The organism is Brucella sp. NBRC 113783 (assembly GCF_040372265.1).
Taxonomy (GTDB): domain Bacteria; phylum Pseudomonadota; class Alphaproteobacteria; order Rhizobiales; family Rhizobiaceae; genus Brucella; species Brucella teleogrylli.
On the sequence record NZ_BAABRX010000003.1, the window covers coordinates 629,141 to 644,598 of the forward strand.

A 15,458-nucleotide genomic window follows, 5' to 3' on the forward strand; every position below is an offset into this window, starting at 1 on the left:
CCAAAGCGAGAAGCAGCCTTGGAATGAAGACATGAACAAGAACCAACATTACATTCGGCATCTGGCTGAAGAAACGGGTTTAGACCCCGCTCGCCTTGATCGCGATTATAATGCCAAAGCTACCGTTTCGCCGGAAACCTTTGCCGCCGAAATGAAACGCTACCGCCAGGCAAGTGTTGAGCCGCGAGTTCATTGGGGGCAGCATTTCGACGTGGTTTACGACGAAGAAAGCGGGCAACGGATCGATATTTTCGGCCCTTCGTCAAGCGGCGGACTAAATCCGGTTTTTATATTCATTCACGGTGGCTATTGGCGGGCGCTGTCCAAGGAAGATTCCGCCATGATGGCTGGAATGCTTGCGCGCGAAGGCATTGCCACGGTCGTCGTCGACTATCGTCTGGCACCCGAAGTATCTCTTGCCGAAATTACGCGGGAGGTACGCTCTGCTCTGGCCTTCGTTTGGCGTCACGGTCGGGACTATGGTCTTGATCCGAACCGGATAACGGTCGGGGGAAGCTCTGCCGGCGGTCACCTTGCGGGCGCGCTCCTTTCTGAGGGATGGCAGGGCAAATTCGGTTTGCCAAAGGATGTAGTCAAGTTTGCCATGCCGGTCAGCGGGCTTTTCGAGCTTGCCCCTGTGGCTGCAACTTTCCCGCAGGAGTGGCTGAATCTTAGTCCTATTGATGTCGATCAACTTAGTCCCATCCGGAGCATTCCTGTGGGTGGGTGTCCGATAACCGTAGCATGGTCAGAGCATGAAGCGGACGGCTTCAAACGCCAGTCACGCGCTTATGCCGATTGCTGGGCTGTGGCTGGCGGAAGGGTGAAGGCAATCGAGGTCGCGAACCGAAACCATTACAATATTCTGATGGACTGGTGCTCGCCAGAAACCGAGATGTCGCAGGCCCTGCTCGCCGGGATTCGCAACATCGGTTGACTGGCTTCTAGAAGAAGTTTTGTGGTCGCGCGGCTCTGCGCGGCTGGCAGTTTGGTGCGTGAAAAATTCGCCGACACTCATACAAACTCATGTGATAAAACTCATGGATATATAGTTTCAATATGAATTGTCACATGAATTAAACCCCCTCATTCTATCCGTAACGATAATCTGGGCTTGGCCCAACTAGTAGATTGCAGAGGCTTTCTGATGCAAAAATCCGACGTACAGCTTTTCATAGGCGGCGAATGGCGCAAGTGCGCCAATACGCTTCCAATTATCAACCCTGCAGACGAGACCGAGATCGGCCAGGTTGCGGTGGCGGAACGGGGGGACCTGGAGGCGGCACTTCAGGCAGCCTGGGACGGATATCAGGTCTGGCGCAACACTGCGCCGGCGGCCCGCGCTGCGATCATCATGAAGGCGTCGGCGCTTATGCGCGAGCGGCAGGAAGAGATCGCACGCGCGATCACGCTCGAAAACGGAAAGCCTATAGCTGAAGCCCGGCTTGAGGTCATCCGGGGCTGCGAATTTTTCGAATGGGATGCGGGGGAGTGCATTCGCTTCTATGGCCGTGTCATACCAAGCGCGCCCGGTATTCGCTATATTGTTGTGCATGAGCCAATCGGCCCAGTCGCTGCTTTCGCACCATGGAATTTTCCAATGAGCCAACCTGCTCGCAAGATTGCGGGCGCTCTGGCTGCCGGTTGCTCCATTATTCTGAAGGCATCCGAAGAAACGCCGACTGCAGTTACGCATATTGCGCGCGCATTTGAAGATGCAGGGCTGCCAGCAGGTGTGTTGAATCTGGTTTTCGGCGTTCCGGCGGATATTTCGCAATTTCTCATCCCCAGCCCCGAAATTCGGGCCATCGCATTCACCGGATCAACAGCTGTCGGCAAGCATTTGACCGAAATCGCCGCGCGTCATATGAAGCCCGCTCTTATGGAACTCGGCGGCCACGCCCCGGTCATCGTTTGCGAGGACGCCGATCCGGTTCTGGCGGGCATCGCATCAGCACGCCGAAAGTACCGCAATTCAGGCCAGGTATGTACCTCCCCAACACGCTTCTTCGTTCATGAAACCCTTTATGAGCGTTTTACTGCAGCTTTTATTGAAACGGCGCAGTCAATCCGTGTCGGTAACGGACTGGAGGAAGGGGTGCAGATGGGGCCTGTTGCCAATGATCGTCGCATTATGGCGCTGGAAGAGTTGGTTAGCGATGCCGAAGCCAAGGGTGCAAAATTGCTTTTTGGCGGTCGCCGTCTGAAGAACAACGGTTATTTCTTCCCGCCGACGGCTCTGGCGGAATTGCCCAGCGATGCCCGTGCGATGTCCGAGGAGCCTTTCGGTCCGCTGGCCTTGATCAATCCAGTGCCGTCCCTTGATGTGGCTATTGAAAAGGCGAACTCGCTGCCCTTCGGTCTTGCCGCATATGGCTTTGCGAACTCCGCGGAAAATGTGGACCGTCTTATGTCGGGTCTGGAAGCTGGGAACGTCTCGATCAATACGCTCGAAGCATCTGTCGCTGAGACACCGTTCGGTGGTGTCAAGGATAGTGGGCTTGGCCGCGAGGGCGGAGCAGAAGGATTGCATCACTATACGGTCGTGAAGAACGTCTCGCATCGTTTGGTCAATAGTCTCTAGACCATTGCGGGACCGCCAGTCTGGCATCTCTCCTATGACAGTGGATAATGGTTCGACATATGATGGAATGCAGCACTATCGAATGATGTTGGTGTTCTTGCCGGTTGCTACTTCGATATGCGGCTAACTCGCCGCATGCTCTTACGATTATGGTCAAATGAGGAACTGAATGGATGCGACTTTCTAAATTGCAACATATCGCGGGCGCCTTTCTGGTATCGTCTACTCTTGGGGGCACTCACGCGCATGCGGCCGACGCCGTGAAAATAGGTTTTATTACCACCCTGACCGGCGCTGCAGGCTATCTCGGCGAAGACGTGCGCGACGGCTTCAATCTCGCGGTTAAACAGGGCAATGGTCTTCTGGGTGGCCAAAAGGTCGATGTTGTTATCGCCGACGATGGACTGAAGCCATCGACAGGCCGCCAGTTGGCGGACCGGTTCCTATATGACGAGCAAGCCGATATCATAACCGGTATGATTTTTTCGAATGTGGCCTCGGCTATCATTCCCGAGGTAATCGACGCCGGTAAGATCGTGATAAGCCCTAATGCCGGGCCCACTGAATTTGCCGGTGTTAACTGCAATGCGAACTATTTCGTCATGTCATGGCTCACCGACAGTATGCAGGGCAGCGCGGGGCGCAATGCAAAGGCTCTCGGCTTTAAGCGAGCTATGGTGCTTGCTCCGAATTTCCAGGCAGGTAAGGACGCGGTCGAGGGCTTTCGCCGTACTTTCGAGGGAGAAATTATAGAAGAGGTCTACACAAGTCTGGACCAGATCGACTATGCAGCGGAAATGGCGCGCATAAGGTCTGCAAAACCTGACGTAGTATTCCAGTTTCACCCTGGTGCTTTGGGGATTGCGTTTCTTCGTCAATACCAGCAGTCAGGCCTGTTAAATGAGATACCAATGGTGGTTGCTGAGCCATCCATGGATCATGCCATCCTGCGTTCTCTTGGAGGAATTACAGAGGGCCTCAATGTCTCGGGTTCCTGGAATGTCGATCTGAACAACGACGCCAATAAGCAGTTCGTTGCCGCATTTCAGGGCGAGTACGGCCGGACCCCAACCATGTATGCAGCGCAAGGCTATGATACAGCGCGGGCTATCGGAGCGGCACTGGCACATACCGGCGGTGATTTTAAGGACCCCCAAAAGTTTCGTTCTGCAATGTTGAAGGCTGATTTCTCATCCGTTCGAGGTAACTTTGCGTTTGGCAAAAATCAGCATCCGGTTCAGGATTGGTATGCTATGCGCGTCGAAAATGATGGGAAGGGTGGGTACAGTTTGGTGACGAAAGATAAGATCGCTGAGATGTCCGGAGATGTGTTTGCCGATGAATGTAAACTTGAGCCCGCATTATGAAGCACAATCACATCTGGATTGCCAGTTTGGGCATCAGCCTTGAACAACTGGCACTTGAGGACGAGACGCTTGTAACTTGCATTCCGGATCTCGGTCCCGTTCAATGGAGGCGTGATAAGCTTTTTGGTGAGATGCAATTCACTCGGAACGAGTCCTATCCGACATCTCCGATGAATAGCGCCGATAACGGACTTGCCGATACATTATCGCTTAGTTTCAATATCTATCTTGTCCAATCCCGTGCTGGAAATGTTTTAATAGATACTGGGATCGGAAATGGTAAGTACCGCCCCGATCGACCCGCATGGGATAGGTTGAATGGTCCGTTTCTTGCCATTCTGGAAGGACTTGGTTTAGATGCCGATCATATTAATTTCGTCATCAATACCCATTTACACGCCGACCATGTCGGCTGGAACACCATTGCAGACTCTAGGGGGGGCTGGCGCCCAACGTTTCCTTCGGCGACTTATGTTACGCCGGCACGAGAGCTTGAAGCAATGTTGGCTAAAGCCCAAGCAACGTCCAATTCGTCGAATCTACTCCATGGCGCCTGGCAAGATAGTGTCATGCCAATCATCGACGGCCCCGGCTATTTGGCGGTGCAACCAGGCGAAATCGTTGCCGGTCTTCAAACAATTGCATTGCCTGGCCACACTTCCGGAATGATCGGTCTGATCTTGGGCAGCGGCGATGAAACTATTGTCTTCACAGCAGATGCGATACATCACCCTATCCAGTTGCCTAATAATGCTCCGGCATCGAATTTTTGCATAAATCCGGAGGAGTCGGTCCAAACGCGGATCAAACTTCTGGAAACCTGTGCGCTGAACAACTGGGTCATCGCGCCCTATCACTTTCCGGCTCCGGCCTTCAGCCACATCAAGCGAAATGAAGCAAACGGATATGAGATAAAACCCCTCGTCTTGCCTGGGTGATCAGAAGACCTGAGTGGAACCTCTGATAGGAATTGGGACAATAAACTCGCGCAGTAGCTGCTGGTCTGCCCCGATGGGGTGATCCGTTTGGAATGTTAGTGCATACTTGGCGTTCTGGCCACTATTGGTGTTGACGCCGGTCCATTTCGGCGAGACCAGACCGTTGCTTCGGGTGCCGGTGGCCTATAGCTCAGCGATGAGTGAGGCCTCACGGTATTATAATGCTGTCTCCAGTTTTCGATGATGATCTTCGCCCCCTTGAGTGTATAGAAGATTTCGCCGTTGAGCAGTTCGTCACGGAGCTTCGAGTTGAAGCTTTCGCAATAGCCGTTTTCCCACGGACTGCCCGGCATGATGTAGGCGGTTTTGGCCCCGACTGCTGCGATCCGCTCTCGGAGTGCGTTGGCGATGAACTCCGGGCCATTGTCGGAACGAATATGGGTGGGGACACCGCGTAGGATGAAGAGGTCGGAAAGCACGTCGATGACATCGACGGCCTTCAGCTTTCTCTCGACCCTGATGGCGATACATTCTCGCGTGAACTCGTCGATCACGTTGAGCATGCGGATTTTCCTGCCGTTGTGCGTGCGATCCTCGACGAAGTCGTAGGACCAGACATGGTTGTGGTATTCCGGTCGAAGCCGGATGCACGAGCTGTCGTTCAACCACAGCCGACCGCGCTTCGGTTGCTTGTGAGGCACTTTTAGCCCCTCCCGTCGCCAGATGCGCTCAACCCGCTTGACGTTCACGATCCATCCAGCCTGGCGCAGCATCGCCGTGATGCGGCGATAGCCATAGCGACCATACTGGAGGGCGAGCGCCGTGATGTCCGCAGTCAACGCTGCTTCATCATCCGGAGTCTTTGCGATCTTGCGCTGCGTGGAACGATGCTGACCCAAGACTCGGCACGCCCGTCTCTCGGACACCTTCAGGTCATCGATCACATGGTCCACGCAAGCGCGGCGACGGGCGGGGCTCAGAAGTTTCCCTTGGCGGCCTCAGCTAAAATCGTCTTGTCCAAGGTGAGATCGGAAACAGCGCGCCGGAGCCGGGCATTCTCCGCTTCCAGCTCCTTCAGGCGCCTTACCTGGTCGCCCTTCAAACCGCCATATTGCTCCGCCAACGGTAGTATGTAACTTCCGTCACACCTATCGACCGGATTGCTTCCGCCATCGATTTTCCCTGCGCATTCAACACGTCAACCTGACGAAGCTTCGTGACGATCTCTTCTGCCTTGTGTCTTTTCGCTACCATTTCAATGTCCTTCTGAGGCTCATAAGCCATACTTTATGAAGGATCACTTTGAAGGGGGCAGACCAAATGCGGGAAGCGGGTAGGTTTGCCCCAAAACAACCCCAGCTTCTCGCAAAATCTGCTCTGGCGCCGCAAATGGCTTGTGGATCCAGCGATCCGGGATTGCGGCGATCTCTGGAACCCATTTGCGTACGTAGACGCCATGCATGTCAAATTTGTCGCCCTGCAAAACCGGATTGAACACACGGAAGTAAGGTGCCGCATCCATACCACAGCCAGCGACCCACTGCCAGCTCCCCGGGTTGCTGGCTATATCCGCGTCCACCAACGTATCCCAGAACCATTTCTCGCCCTCACGCCAGTCGATCTGCATATTCTTGCTTAAAACCGATGCCACCAGCATTCTTACACGGTTGTGCATCCAGCCTGTCGCCCAAAGCTGACGCATACCAGCGTCAATCATTGGGATACCGGTCTTGCCTGTCTTCCATGCATCAATCGCCTCCGGATTGTTGAGCCAGCGGATATCAGCCAATGTGTCGCGCATGTCGTTTTCGGCAATATCAGGACGATAATAGAGCTGATGATAATGGAAATCGCGCCAGATCAGCTCAGAAAGAAATTTTTCACCGCCAGCGTGAGTGCTTTGATCATGATCCATGAGTGACAGTGTAGCATGCCATGCTTGTCGTGGACTGATTTCGCCAAAACGGAGATGGGGCGATAGTTTTGATGTACCTTCAACGTCCGGACGATCACGATCTCCGGCATAATCGCGAATAGTTGTATCAAAGAAATGATAAAGTTGGTCAATGGCAGCCGTTTCGCCGATCTTCCAAAGACCGCTCATCTTTCTGGACCAGACAGCCTCTTTGTAGTTTTTCTGCTTGGGCGTGTGTTTGACGGTCGTCGTCTCGACTCTTCGGTCTGGCGAGGGTAGTGGTCTGCTCACACCATGCTGGCGCAGTGATTTGGCATATGGTGTAAAAACTTGATAAGATCCGCCGTTGCCGGATTTGATCTCCCAGGGTTCCACTAGCAGATTGCCTGCAAAAGACTCCACGCGCAGTCCTTTGTCCTTTAAGCTGGATTTGATGATTGCATCGACTTCTCGCTCTTGAGGAGCATAACGACGGTTCCAGAAAACGGTATCAAAGCTGTTTTCCTCAATTAATTGTTCGATGATATTGAGCGCTTCGCCGTCGGCAACAATCAACTCTATATTTCGTTCATTGAGACTTCTTGCCAGCAAGTCCAGGCTCTGTTCCAGCCACCAACGGACGGCAGCGCCCGGGACACGCAATTGCGGATTGGACTCATGCACAAAAAGGGCCGTGATCGCGCCACCCAGCTTGAATGCGGCATGGAGGGCAGGATTGTCAGCAAGGCGCAGATCGTTGCGCAACCATACAAGCGCTTTGGCAGTCATTCTTTGATCCTTCGTTAAACGGTTGCAGGGCATGTTTTCAGACGCAAAAATCTCACCATATTCATGACGAACGCTGTAATCTTCCCGGGGTTTTTCGGGGACCAGGGAAAAACGCGTTGACCCGGCCTTGCAGAGTACGGAATTTTTCACCCCGCGATCTCAGCATGTGTTCTTCAAGCGCAGGGATGCCGGAGACATGCACCAGCAGCCAATACATCTGGATCGGAGCAAGCAGCGACAGCCAACTCCATGGCGATCCGGTAATTGCCATCAACGGCCACGCGCACCAGAACAGCCATTCAAAGAAATAGTTGGGATGTCTGGAATAAGCCCAAAGACCGGTTTCGCAAATTTCTGTTTTGGCTTCTGGAGTCATGCGAAACTGCGCAAGCTGCGCATCAGACAGCGCTTCACCAATCAACGCTATGGCGATGATTGCAACCCCGACCATGTCCCAGACATATGGAAAACCGGGGCGACCAACCACAGCGAGATAGACAGCCAGAATCAAAATGAAGGCTGCGAGAGCCTGTATCTGCAAAAACCAATATAAGCGAACGGAAGCGTTTTCGCCCCATTCTTTTAGCAGCTTTGCATAACGCGGGTCTTCGCCATGGCGCATGCTACGCTTGGCGATATGAAAGCCAAGACGCAGCGACCACACCAGAATGAGGATCATTACAGCTAAGCGCCGTTGCCATGTCGCATCTGCAAGAATAATGGCTATGACTGAGCCCACCCCCACTGAAAACGACCAGATAGCGTCGATCCAGCCGCTTTTGCCGGTCTTTCGTTCAAGCGCCCAGGCAAATGCCATGATGGCAGACAGGCTGATGGCAACAACTAAGAGCAGACCGGGTTGCATGGCGGACCTTTATTGGGAGTTCGCTTTTCCTCATGCAATACGTTCTGTTTGTCTGCTTGGTTTCTTAAGCGGCTCAAAAAAATAAAAAAGTTTCGTCGCGGATTGAACCAAACTTCTTCTCAAAACGTAAAACGACGAAAATGTAGCACATACGCAGCTCAACGCGCGGTGAAGAGAGGGACTATGGATATCACGAACCGTCCGGGTAGCTCCAAACGTCTCAGCGTCGCGATCATCGGCAGCGGGATTTCTGGATTATCTGCTGCATGGCTACTGTCGCAACGGCATGATGTGACTTTGTTTGAATCATCGGACCGTATTGGCGGTCATAGCAACACCGTCGAATTTGAGAGCAGTCATGGTCCTGTGGCCGTCGATACCGGGTTCATTGTCTATAATGAAGTGACCTATCCCAATCTGACTGCCCTGTTTCGCGCGCTTGACGTTCCAACAGCCGCGTCGAACATGTCGTTTGCTGTTTCAATCGGAAATGGCGCTTACGAATATTCCGGCGGTACCGGCCTAGGCCTCTTTGCCCAGTTCTCCAATCTGGTCAGTCCACGCTTCTGGTCGATGATCCGCGATCTCTTACGATTTTATCGCAATGCGCCCAAAGACCTGAGGTTCATGGGCGATGTTTCGCTTGATAATTATCTTGCACGCAATGGTTATGGCCGGGCTTTTCGTGAAGATCATCTTTATCCGATGGCGGCAGCGATCTGGTCTACCCCTGCCATGGAAGTGGGGCAATATCCGGCTGCAAGCTTCGTCCGCTTCTGTTGCAATCACGGCCTTCTAGCTCTTCGTGACAGGCCAATCTGGCGTACGGTAACTGGCGGTAGTCGGGAATATGTAAGGCGGATCACAAAGCCCTATGCAGACCGGATCAGGCTCTCAACGCCGATCAAATCCGTGCAACGCGCCGAACATTCCGTCGAGTTGATCGACGGAAACGGTATTTCCCATGTGTTCGACGATGTTGTGATTGCCACACATGCCGATGAGGCTTTGCGGATGTTGGCCGATCCGGGCGCGGATGAAAGCCGCATTCTCGGCGCGTTTCAATATTCACGAAATGAAGCGGTGCTGCACAACGATATTTCGCTGATGCCCAAACGCCGTGCGACGTGGTCGAGCTGGAATTACCTAACCAATGCAGCAACTGGCCAGGCGCAGCCATCCATCACTTACTGGATGAACCGTCTGCAACCGCTGGGCCAAGCGCCCGAGACTTTTGTGACGCTCAATCCTTGTCGTGCACCACGCGAGGAACTGGTGATCCGTCGCGTTATCTATGAACACCCGATTTTCGACATGGCAACAGATCGTGCGCAGAAAGAAATCTGGTCCTTGCAGGGGCAGCGCAGGACATGGTTTTGCGGCGCGCATTTCGGCTCCGGCTTTCATGAGGACGGCCTTCAGGCAGGTCTTGCCGTGGCAGAAGATCTGGGCGGCCTGCGCCGTCCATGGCAGGTCGAGCACGAAAGCGGGCGCATCGTTCGCCAGAGTTTCCCTATTTGGGAAAGGGCGCTGGCATGACCGAGAACTTCCAGTCCGCACTGTTTCCCGGCCATGTGACCCATGCGCGTTTACGACCGAAGGTTCATAAGCTGGCCTATAAAATCTACTCGCTCCTGCTCGACCTTGATGAGCTGGAAGCGCTTGATTGCAAACTGAAGCTGTTTTCGCTCGACCGTTTCAATCTGTTTTCTTTCTACAGGAAAGACAGAGGCGACGGATCCGCCCAGCCGCTACGCAAGCAAGTGGAACGCGCCATGGAGGCAGCCGGAATAGTACCTGATGGTGGTGCGATCCGCCTGCTCACAATGCCGCGTATTGCGGGCTGGGCTTTTAACCCGCTCAGTGTTTTCTTCTGCTATAATTGTGGCGGTGAGCTTGTGGCGGTCCTCTGGGAGGTTGATAACACTTTCCGCCAGCGCCACGGCTATATGATCCCGGTCCAGAACTGCGATAACGGACGCATCGTACAAAGCTGCGACAAGGCTTTTTACGTCTCGCCCTTCATGGATATGAAGCTGCGATATGAGTTTGAAGTCACGCCTCCCGCAGACCAGCTTTCCATCCGCATCAACAGTTTTGATGATGAAGGCCTGCTTTTGACGGCCCGCCATCTGGCACGCCGGGTTGAGCTAAGCGACGCCACCTTGTTGCGTGCGTTTTTTTCGATTCCGTTTCTCACCTTGAAAGTGATTGGCGGCATTCACTGGGAAGCGCTGAAAATATGGTTGAAGGGCATCGGTTTACGCAAACGACCCGCAGCGCCTGAGATTTCCATCACATCTGTTCGTAACGAGACCGCCCAGCAGAGGAACAAGGCCGCATGAGCCAGCTCGACGAATATCATCAACTATCGGCATCAACCCGGACTGAACGACCGGCTTTCAGCCCCTCGGCTATCGTGTTGAAACGCCTGCTGAAGCAGGTTCAGCATGGGCGATTGGTGCTTTCGCTGCCCGACGGTGAGGTCATTGCCGTTAACGGTCGATTGCCCGGACCGGAAGCCAAAATTGCAATTGTTAAATGGAACAGCCTGCGTCGCCTGCTGACGGGCGGGGATATCGGCTTTGCCCAAGCCTATATCGAAGGCGAATGGACATCGCCCCATCTCACATCGGTCATCCGTTTTGCGGCGCGCAATCGCGATACGCTTATATCCACATTACGCGGATCTGGTTGGACGCGAGCGCTGAACCGTATCGGCCATCTGCTCAATGCAAACACGCGTCGCGGCAGCCGGCGCAACATCGAAGCCCACTACGATCTCGGCAATGATTTCTATGCCCGGTGGCTCGACCACTCGATGCTTTATTCATCAGCGATCTGGACTGAGACGACCCATAGCCTTGAAAGTGCCCAGGAGCAGAAGTTGCAGTATATTTCTGAAAAACTGGCGCTTGAGGGCGGCGAAAGAATTCTGGAGATCGGTTGTGGCTGGGGTGCCTTAGCTGGCTATCTCGCAAACTGTCGTAATGCCCATGTGACAGGAATAACCCTGTCGCCGTCGCAGCTCACCTGGGCAAAAGCCGCAGTTGAAAACGTCGGGCTCAGCGAAGCCGTTGACCTTCGCTTGCAAGATTACCGCGATATTCAGGGCCAGTTCGACCGCATTGTATCAATCGAAATGTTTGAAGCCGTTGGCGAAGCCTATTGGCCTGAATATTTCGCAACCCTGAAGCGTTGTCTCAAGCCCGGCGGTCGAGCCGTCCTGCAAGTCATTTCGATAGAAGAAACACGCTACGAAAACTATCGTCGCAAGGCCGATTTCATCCAGAAATTCATCTTTCCGGGAGGCTTTCTGCCGTCGGATAAAGTGCTTGAACGCGACCTTGCAAAGGCCGGTCTGGTTTTAAAGGAGACCGAGCATTTCGGCCGTTCCTATGCGCTTACGCTTGCCGAATGGCGTCAGCGCTTTATCGCCAACTGGCCTGAAATCGAGAAGCTTGGATTTGACGATAAATTCCGGCGGCTTTGGGAATACTACCTTTGCTATTGCGAAGGTGGGTTCGAGGAAGGTGCAATCAATGTTGGGCTCTACACGATTGAACACGCGTAGACTCCACACCTACTAACGAAGGAAGCGTCGATGAAATGGATACTGACGGTCGGCATGATGATGGTATTGTTTCCCTTCTCGGCGCAGCCGGCTGAGATCAACGGTAACTGGGCGCGCGGAGATGGCAACGCGCGGGTGAGAGTAGCGGGATGCGGCAAGGATATCTGCGCGACCAACACCTGGATCAAGCCCGGAACACCAAAAGAGAAAACCGGCGACCGGCTGGTGATGAGCATCAACGAAACTGCGGACGGGCAATATTCAGGTACGGCTTTCGATCCGCAACGCAACCTGACCTACAAGATCAGCGTGAAAGTTGACGGCGACACTATGACGACCAATGGCTGCGTTCTGGCTGGCCTCCTGTGTCGCAATGTGGGCTGGACCCGCATCAAGTAAGAGAGCGAGCTATCGATGAAAGATTATCTCATAGCCTATGTGGTCACAGCGGTTGCATTTCTGGCAATCGACTCCTTTTGGTTGTCCAATATGGCGAACGTGTTTTACCGCCCTGTCATGGGTGACATGCTTGCGCCGGGTTTTCGTCTCGCACCAGCTGTCGTTTTCTATGTGATTTTCGTGTTTGGACTGGTTTTCTTCGCGGTCAAGCCCGGACTTCTGGCCGGTAGTGGTACAGTCACACTCGTTCACGGGGCGCTTCTCGGATTTGTCGCTTATGCGACTTATGATCTGACCAATCAGGCCACTTTGAAAAACTGGTCATGGACCCTGACAATCGCAGACATGGTCTGGGGCACTGTCCTGTCTACCGCGTCAGCCTATGTTGGCTATTGGGTTACGTCGCGGATCAGCGGCTAGATTGGAGTAAGAATATGCAAAAATGGGGTCTTCTGGCCGCCTTCGTCCTGGTCATCATTGTTGTAGGAATGGCAATCGGTATGGGTTTTCCGCCGGGCGAATGGTATGCAGCGCTTCAAAAACCTTGGTTTACCCCGCCTAACGCTGCCTTTGGCCCCATCTGGACGATACTTTATATCTTCATTGCCACTGCAGGCTGGCGCACATGGATAAACGATCGTGGTTGGCGGCGGCGCGGACCGTGGTTTGGTCAGATGGTATTGAACTTCGTCTGGACGCCTATTTTCTTCGGCGCTCACATGACCGTGCTGGGGCTTGTCGTAATCATCGGCGTCTGGCTTTGTGTGCTTTTGTTTATCATTCGCGCATGGCAACCGGATCGCATCTCGGCACTGCTATTCGTGCCTTACCTCATATGGCTATCGCTGGCGACAGCCTTGAACACGGCAATTGTCGTGTTGAACTAATCAAATACGCGGCAATCATGCCGCCTTTTCTTTAGATGCCAATCAATGGCTGCACAAGCCGCATAAGCCAACTCTGGAACTTTAGCGGTGCGTCGGTCACCGCAAGACAGATGCAGTCGCCATCCGACGAGGCAATCGGCTGATGCACGAGATCAGCGTCCGCTTCCTCAATGTCACCGCGCGCAAAGAGCCCGGTTCCATCATGGAAACTGCCGCTCAACACCAATGTCAGTTCGCGACCGCCATGCCCATGTTCTGGCACCGGCTTTCCTGCGGGAATTCGCAAAAGTCGAACCTGCGTTTCGCTGTCTCGAGTTTCAATTGGCACCTGATAGGCACCCCGGCCAAGAGATTTCCATTTCAGGTCCGGCAAATCGCCATCGACGTAGGATCGCAGTGGTTCCGGTATCACGGCAGGCTGCTTTATCTCGAAGCGCGGTGCAGAAGGTTCCCTTGATTGCGGTGTCTTCTGCAACCTGTCTTTGAAACTATCCCATGTGGATGCTTCGAGTTTCTGCGGCTCAACCGCGTCAAGAAGCTGACCGCCAATCTGTTCAAACTGCTTGAACCTTGAACGGCAGGCCGGGCAGAGCGCAAGATGCGTGGCGACTGCGATGCTCCAACCCTCGGCCAACGTGCCCGCAGCATAGCCTGAAAGGAGTTCGTCGCTCAAATGATGCTTGATATCCATCAATGCGCTCCCGAATTATCGAGCGCTGCGCGCAATTTGTTGAATGCCAGCCGCAGGCGGGATTTAACCGTACCAAGCGGGAGGTTCAGCTTCTTTGCGATGGCGCTATGCGTGCGTTCCTCGAAATAAGCGAGTTCAAGCAAGGCGGATTGCTCCTTCGGCAAGTCGGCCATTGCAGCGCGCAACTGGCTGGCGGATTGCCGCTCGGCAATCCTCAGGTCAGCGGGCTGTTCCTCATCGGGCACAAAGGCCGGATCGGTTGGGTCGAACTCCGGGCGCCGGGCGCGTCGCACTGCATCGATGCGTTGGTTTCGTGCAATGGTGAAAATCCAGGTGGACAAGGCTCCTTTGGCAACATCGAACTGATCTGCCTTGTTCCAGACCGCAATCATAGTCTCTTGCATTAATTCTTCCGCTGTTTGCGTATCAGCAGACAGTTTGGCCATATAAGCCTTCACCCGGGGTGCGAAATGCTTGAAAATCACCTCGAAAGCGTCCACATCGCGTCGGGAACTGACCGCCAGCATCAATTCCTCCATTGAGGGCTGGTCTTCAGGTGCGGTCTGTCCATTCATCCGTATTAAACCCCATCCGCTCAGAAGTAGCGAAGCCAGAACCTGTAAATTATGCTGAGCTTCCATGTGCCACTGTTGCGAGAGGAATGAAACTTTTGTGTTCATCAGCATTATACGCAAACAGATTTAATCTGGATCACACCAGATTTCAAATGTAGGGCGTCATCGCAAGCAGCACTCTCGAACTCTGACTTTTTAGCAATAAATCATGCATTAGCTAAGTGAATTCATAACAGCTGAACAAGCTCTTATTTTACTCGCGATCTTATGGCTCACCAAATGCTTTCTCGTAATTGATCTCAAACGTACGAAAGCTGTAAATCGCCGCCTCGATGCACCGCTTTTCATCCTGTTTGTCGAGCGGTACGGATTCCAGCAAAGAAACGGTCTTCTTCCATCCAGCTAAATTTCCGACCTGTTTTGCTAAATGACGCGCACCATACTCGTCGCCAAGACCAAGCAATCGAGTCTTTTGGATGAGAAATGTCGCCCCCAATGCGGAACCTTCGAGCACGTATAGCGTGCCAATCGCGGCAGGCAAATCAACACGCGTTCCAACGGGGAACTTCAATTCCGGTCTCTTCAGTTCTTCCCCGTCGGACAGGTCCGCGTAATCCTGTTGAAGGTCAGATTGAATTTTATGTTTATCCCAATCTGAGAATATTCTTTTCAGTTCACTTTCATCCAGCAATGTTTCCAGAATCAATCTGCTGTGCCAGGTGGCCTTTAGATATTTCCTGTAGGCATTCAATGAATCGAACATGCCATATAACGAACCAAGTCTGTCAATTCGGTCGTGGTGGGGCGCGGTAGCGGCTTTCAAATCCCAACGGCGTTGCGGGACAGTGTGTTGGGTCATTAGAAAAAATTTCCATCGTTCGTTAGGCTCGTGAAG

The 15,458-nt window shown here is 53.4% G+C and carries 15 protein-coding genes and 1 pseudogene; 10 read left to right on the plus strand and 6 right to left on the minus strand.

What is annotated here, in order from left to right; translation table 11 throughout:
* Nucleotides 1-31 precede the first annotated feature (31 nt).
* The 4 genes from ABWW11_RS13490 to ABWW11_RS13505 all read left to right on the plus strand — a co-directional run bounded on the left by ABWW11_RS13490 (nt 32) and on the right by ABWW11_RS13505 (nt 4,889).
* Entirely contained in the window at nt 32-937 is a 906-nt protein-coding gene (locus ABWW11_RS13490; RefSeq protein ID WP_235892055.1) for an alpha/beta hydrolase, read from the plus strand.
* Nucleotides 938-1,147: 210 nt separating this feature from the next.
* Complete coding sequence (locus ABWW11_RS13495; RefSeq protein WP_109365794.1) at nt 1,148-2,584, plus strand: NAD-dependent succinate-semialdehyde dehydrogenase; 1,437 nt, start codon at nt 1,148-1,150, stop codon at nt 2,582-2,584.
* 173 nt (nt 2,585-2,757) lie between these two features.
* The gene (locus ABWW11_RS13500) at nt 2,758-3,951 is read left to right on the plus strand and encodes an ABC transporter substrate-binding protein (protein WP_109365793.1); all 1,194 of its coding nucleotides are present in this window, start codon (nt 2,758-2,760) and stop codon (nt 3,949-3,951) included.
* Nucleotides 3,948-4,889: an MBL fold metallo-hydrolase gene (locus ABWW11_RS13505; RefSeq protein WP_109365792.1), complete on the plus strand. Its 942-nt coding sequence runs from the start codon at nt 3,948-3,950 to the stop codon at nt 4,887-4,889. Before ABWW11_RS13500 ends, ABWW11_RS13505 begins: the two co-directional genes overlap by 4 nt.
* Nucleotides 4,890-4,984: 95 nt before the next feature.
* Here ABWW11_RS13505 and ABWW11_RS13510 read toward each other — a convergent pair.
* The 3 genes and pseudogenes from ABWW11_RS13510 to ABWW11_RS13520 all read right to left on the minus strand — a co-directional run bounded on the left by ABWW11_RS13510 (nt 4,985) and on the right by ABWW11_RS13520 (nt 8,437).
* Nucleotides 4,985-6,143: pseudogene (locus ABWW11_RS13510) on the minus strand (IS3 family transposase).
* Between the two features lie 43 nt (nt 6,144-6,186).
* Complete coding sequence (locus tag ABWW11_RS13515) at nt 6,187-7,572, minus strand: cryptochrome/photolyase family protein (protein ID WP_109365791.1); 1,386 nt, start codon at nt 7,570-7,572, stop codon at nt 6,187-6,189.
* A gap of 61 nt (nt 7,573-7,633) precedes the next feature.
* Nucleotides 7,634-8,437 carry a DUF1295 domain-containing protein gene (locus tag ABWW11_RS13520; RefSeq protein WP_319080279.1) on the minus strand — a complete coding sequence of 268 codons (804 nt, stop codon included), beginning with the start codon at nt 8,435-8,437 and terminating at the stop codon, nt 7,634-7,636.
* Nucleotides 8,438-8,620: 183 nt separating this feature from the next.
* On the opposite strand from ABWW11_RS13520, the gene ABWW11_RS13525 reads away from it, so the two are divergent.
* From ABWW11_RS13525 to ABWW11_RS13550, 6 genes are read left to right on the plus strand one after another with little or no spacing between them, the layout of a single operon-like run.
* A complete protein-coding gene (locus tag ABWW11_RS13525; RefSeq protein WP_109365789.1) occupies nt 8,621-9,976 on the plus strand; it encodes an NAD(P)/FAD-dependent oxidoreductase in 1,356 nt (451 codons plus the stop codon).
* Nucleotides 9,973-10,782 (plus strand): DUF1365 domain-containing protein, encoded by an 810-nt coding sequence (locus ABWW11_RS13530; RefSeq protein WP_109365788.1) that lies wholly within the window; start codon nt 9,973-9,975, stop codon nt 10,780-10,782. The genes ABWW11_RS13525 and ABWW11_RS13530 overlap by 4 nt, the downstream gene beginning before the upstream one ends.
* Nucleotides 10,779-12,011 (plus strand): SAM-dependent methyltransferase, encoded by a 1,233-nt coding sequence (locus ABWW11_RS13535; RefSeq protein WP_109365787.1) that lies wholly within the window; start codon nt 10,779-10,781, stop codon nt 12,009-12,011. Before ABWW11_RS13530 ends, ABWW11_RS13535 begins: the two co-directional genes overlap by 4 nt.
* A 30-nt stretch (nt 12,012-12,041) precedes the next feature.
* A complete protein-coding gene (locus tag ABWW11_RS13540) occupies nt 12,042-12,410 on the plus strand; it encodes a DUF2147 domain-containing protein (RefSeq protein ID WP_109365786.1) in 369 nt (122 codons plus the stop codon).
* A 15-nt stretch (nt 12,411-12,425) separates the two neighbouring features.
* A complete protein-coding gene (locus tag ABWW11_RS13545; RefSeq protein ID WP_109365785.1) occupies nt 12,426-12,830 on the plus strand; it encodes a DUF2177 family protein in 405 nt (134 codons plus the stop codon).
* 14 nt (nt 12,831-12,844) lie between these two features.
* On the plus strand, nt 12,845-13,297 hold the full coding sequence (locus ABWW11_RS13550) for a TspO/MBR family protein (protein ID WP_109365784.1): 453 nt from the start codon (nt 12,845-12,847) through the stop codon (nt 13,295-13,297).
* Nucleotides 13,298-13,328: 31 nt separating this feature from the next.
* On the opposite strand, the gene ABWW11_RS13555 is transcribed toward ABWW11_RS13550, so the two are convergent.
* The 3 genes from ABWW11_RS13555 to ABWW11_RS13565 form a co-directional block, all read right to left on the minus strand.
* Nucleotides 13,329-13,988: a ChrR family anti-sigma-E factor gene (locus ABWW11_RS13555; RefSeq protein ID WP_109365783.1), complete on the minus strand. Its 660-nt coding sequence runs from the start codon at nt 13,986-13,988 to the stop codon at nt 13,329-13,331.
* A complete protein-coding gene (locus tag ABWW11_RS13560; protein WP_109365782.1) occupies nt 13,988-14,527 on the minus strand; it encodes a sigma-70 family RNA polymerase sigma factor in 540 nt (179 codons plus the stop codon). The genes ABWW11_RS13555 and ABWW11_RS13560 overlap by 1 nt, the downstream gene beginning before the upstream one ends.
* Nucleotides 14,528-14,828: 301 nt before the next feature.
* The gene (locus ABWW11_RS13565) at nt 14,829-15,422 is read right to left on the minus strand and encodes a biliverdin-producing heme oxygenase (protein WP_109365781.1); all 594 of its coding nucleotides are present in this window, start codon (nt 15,420-15,422) and stop codon (nt 14,829-14,831) included.
* Nucleotides 15,423-15,458 lie beyond the last annotated feature (36 nt).

What these genes read in the sequence shown, in the direction of transcription:
- ABWW11_RS13500 (WP_109365793.1), top strand. Translation starts at nt 2,758, where the DNA reads ATGCGACTTTCTAAATTGCAACATATCGCGGGCGCCTTTCTGGTATCG.
- ABWW11_RS13515 (WP_109365791.1), bottom strand. Translation starts at nt 7,572, where the DNA reads ATGACTGCCAAAGCGCTTGTATGGTTGCGCAACGATCTGCGCCTTGCT.
- ABWW11_RS13545 (WP_109365785.1), top strand. Translation starts at nt 12,426, where the DNA reads ATGAAAGATTATCTCATAGCCTATGTGGTCACAGCGGTTGCATTTCTG.
- ABWW11_RS13555 (WP_109365783.1), bottom strand. Translation starts at nt 13,988, where the DNA reads ATGGATATCAAGCATCATTTGAGCGACGAACTCCTTTCAGGCTATGCT.
- ABWW11_RS13560 (WP_109365782.1), bottom strand. Translation starts at nt 14,527, where the DNA reads ATGGAGGAATTGATGCTGGCGGTCAGTTCCCGACGCGATGTGGACGCT.
- ABWW11_RS13550 (WP_109365784.1), top strand. Translation starts at nt 12,845, where the DNA reads ATGCAAAAATGGGGTCTTCTGGCCGCCTTCGTCCTGGTCATCATTGTT.
- ABWW11_RS13495 (WP_109365794.1), top strand. Translation starts at nt 1,148, where the DNA reads ATGCAAAAATCCGACGTACAGCTTTTCATAGGCGGCGAATGGCGCAAG.
- ABWW11_RS13505 (WP_109365792.1), top strand. Translation starts at nt 3,948, where the DNA reads ATGAAGCACAATCACATCTGGATTGCCAGTTTGGGCATCAGCCTTGAA.
- ABWW11_RS13525 (WP_109365789.1), top strand. Translation starts at nt 8,621, where the DNA reads ATGGATATCACGAACCGTCCGGGTAGCTCCAAACGTCTCAGCGTCGCG.
- ABWW11_RS13535 (WP_109365787.1), top strand. Translation starts at nt 10,779, where the DNA reads ATGAGCCAGCTCGACGAATATCATCAACTATCGGCATCAACCCGGACT.
- ABWW11_RS13490 (WP_235892055.1), top strand. Translation starts at nt 32, where the DNA reads ATGAACAAGAACCAACATTACATTCGGCATCTGGCTGAAGAAACGGGT.
- ABWW11_RS13540 (WP_109365786.1), top strand. Translation starts at nt 12,042, where the DNA reads ATGAAATGGATACTGACGGTCGGCATGATGATGGTATTGTTTCCCTTC.
- ABWW11_RS13520 (WP_319080279.1), bottom strand. Translation starts at nt 8,437, where the DNA reads ATGCAACCCGGTCTGCTCTTAGTTGTTGCCATCAGCCTGTCTGCCATC.
- ABWW11_RS13565 (WP_109365781.1), bottom strand. Translation starts at nt 15,422, where the DNA reads ATGACCCAACACACTGTCCCGCAACGCCGTTGGGATTTGAAAGCCGCT.
- ABWW11_RS13530 (WP_109365788.1), top strand. Translation starts at nt 9,973, where the DNA reads ATGACCGAGAACTTCCAGTCCGCACTGTTTCCCGGCCATGTGACCCAT.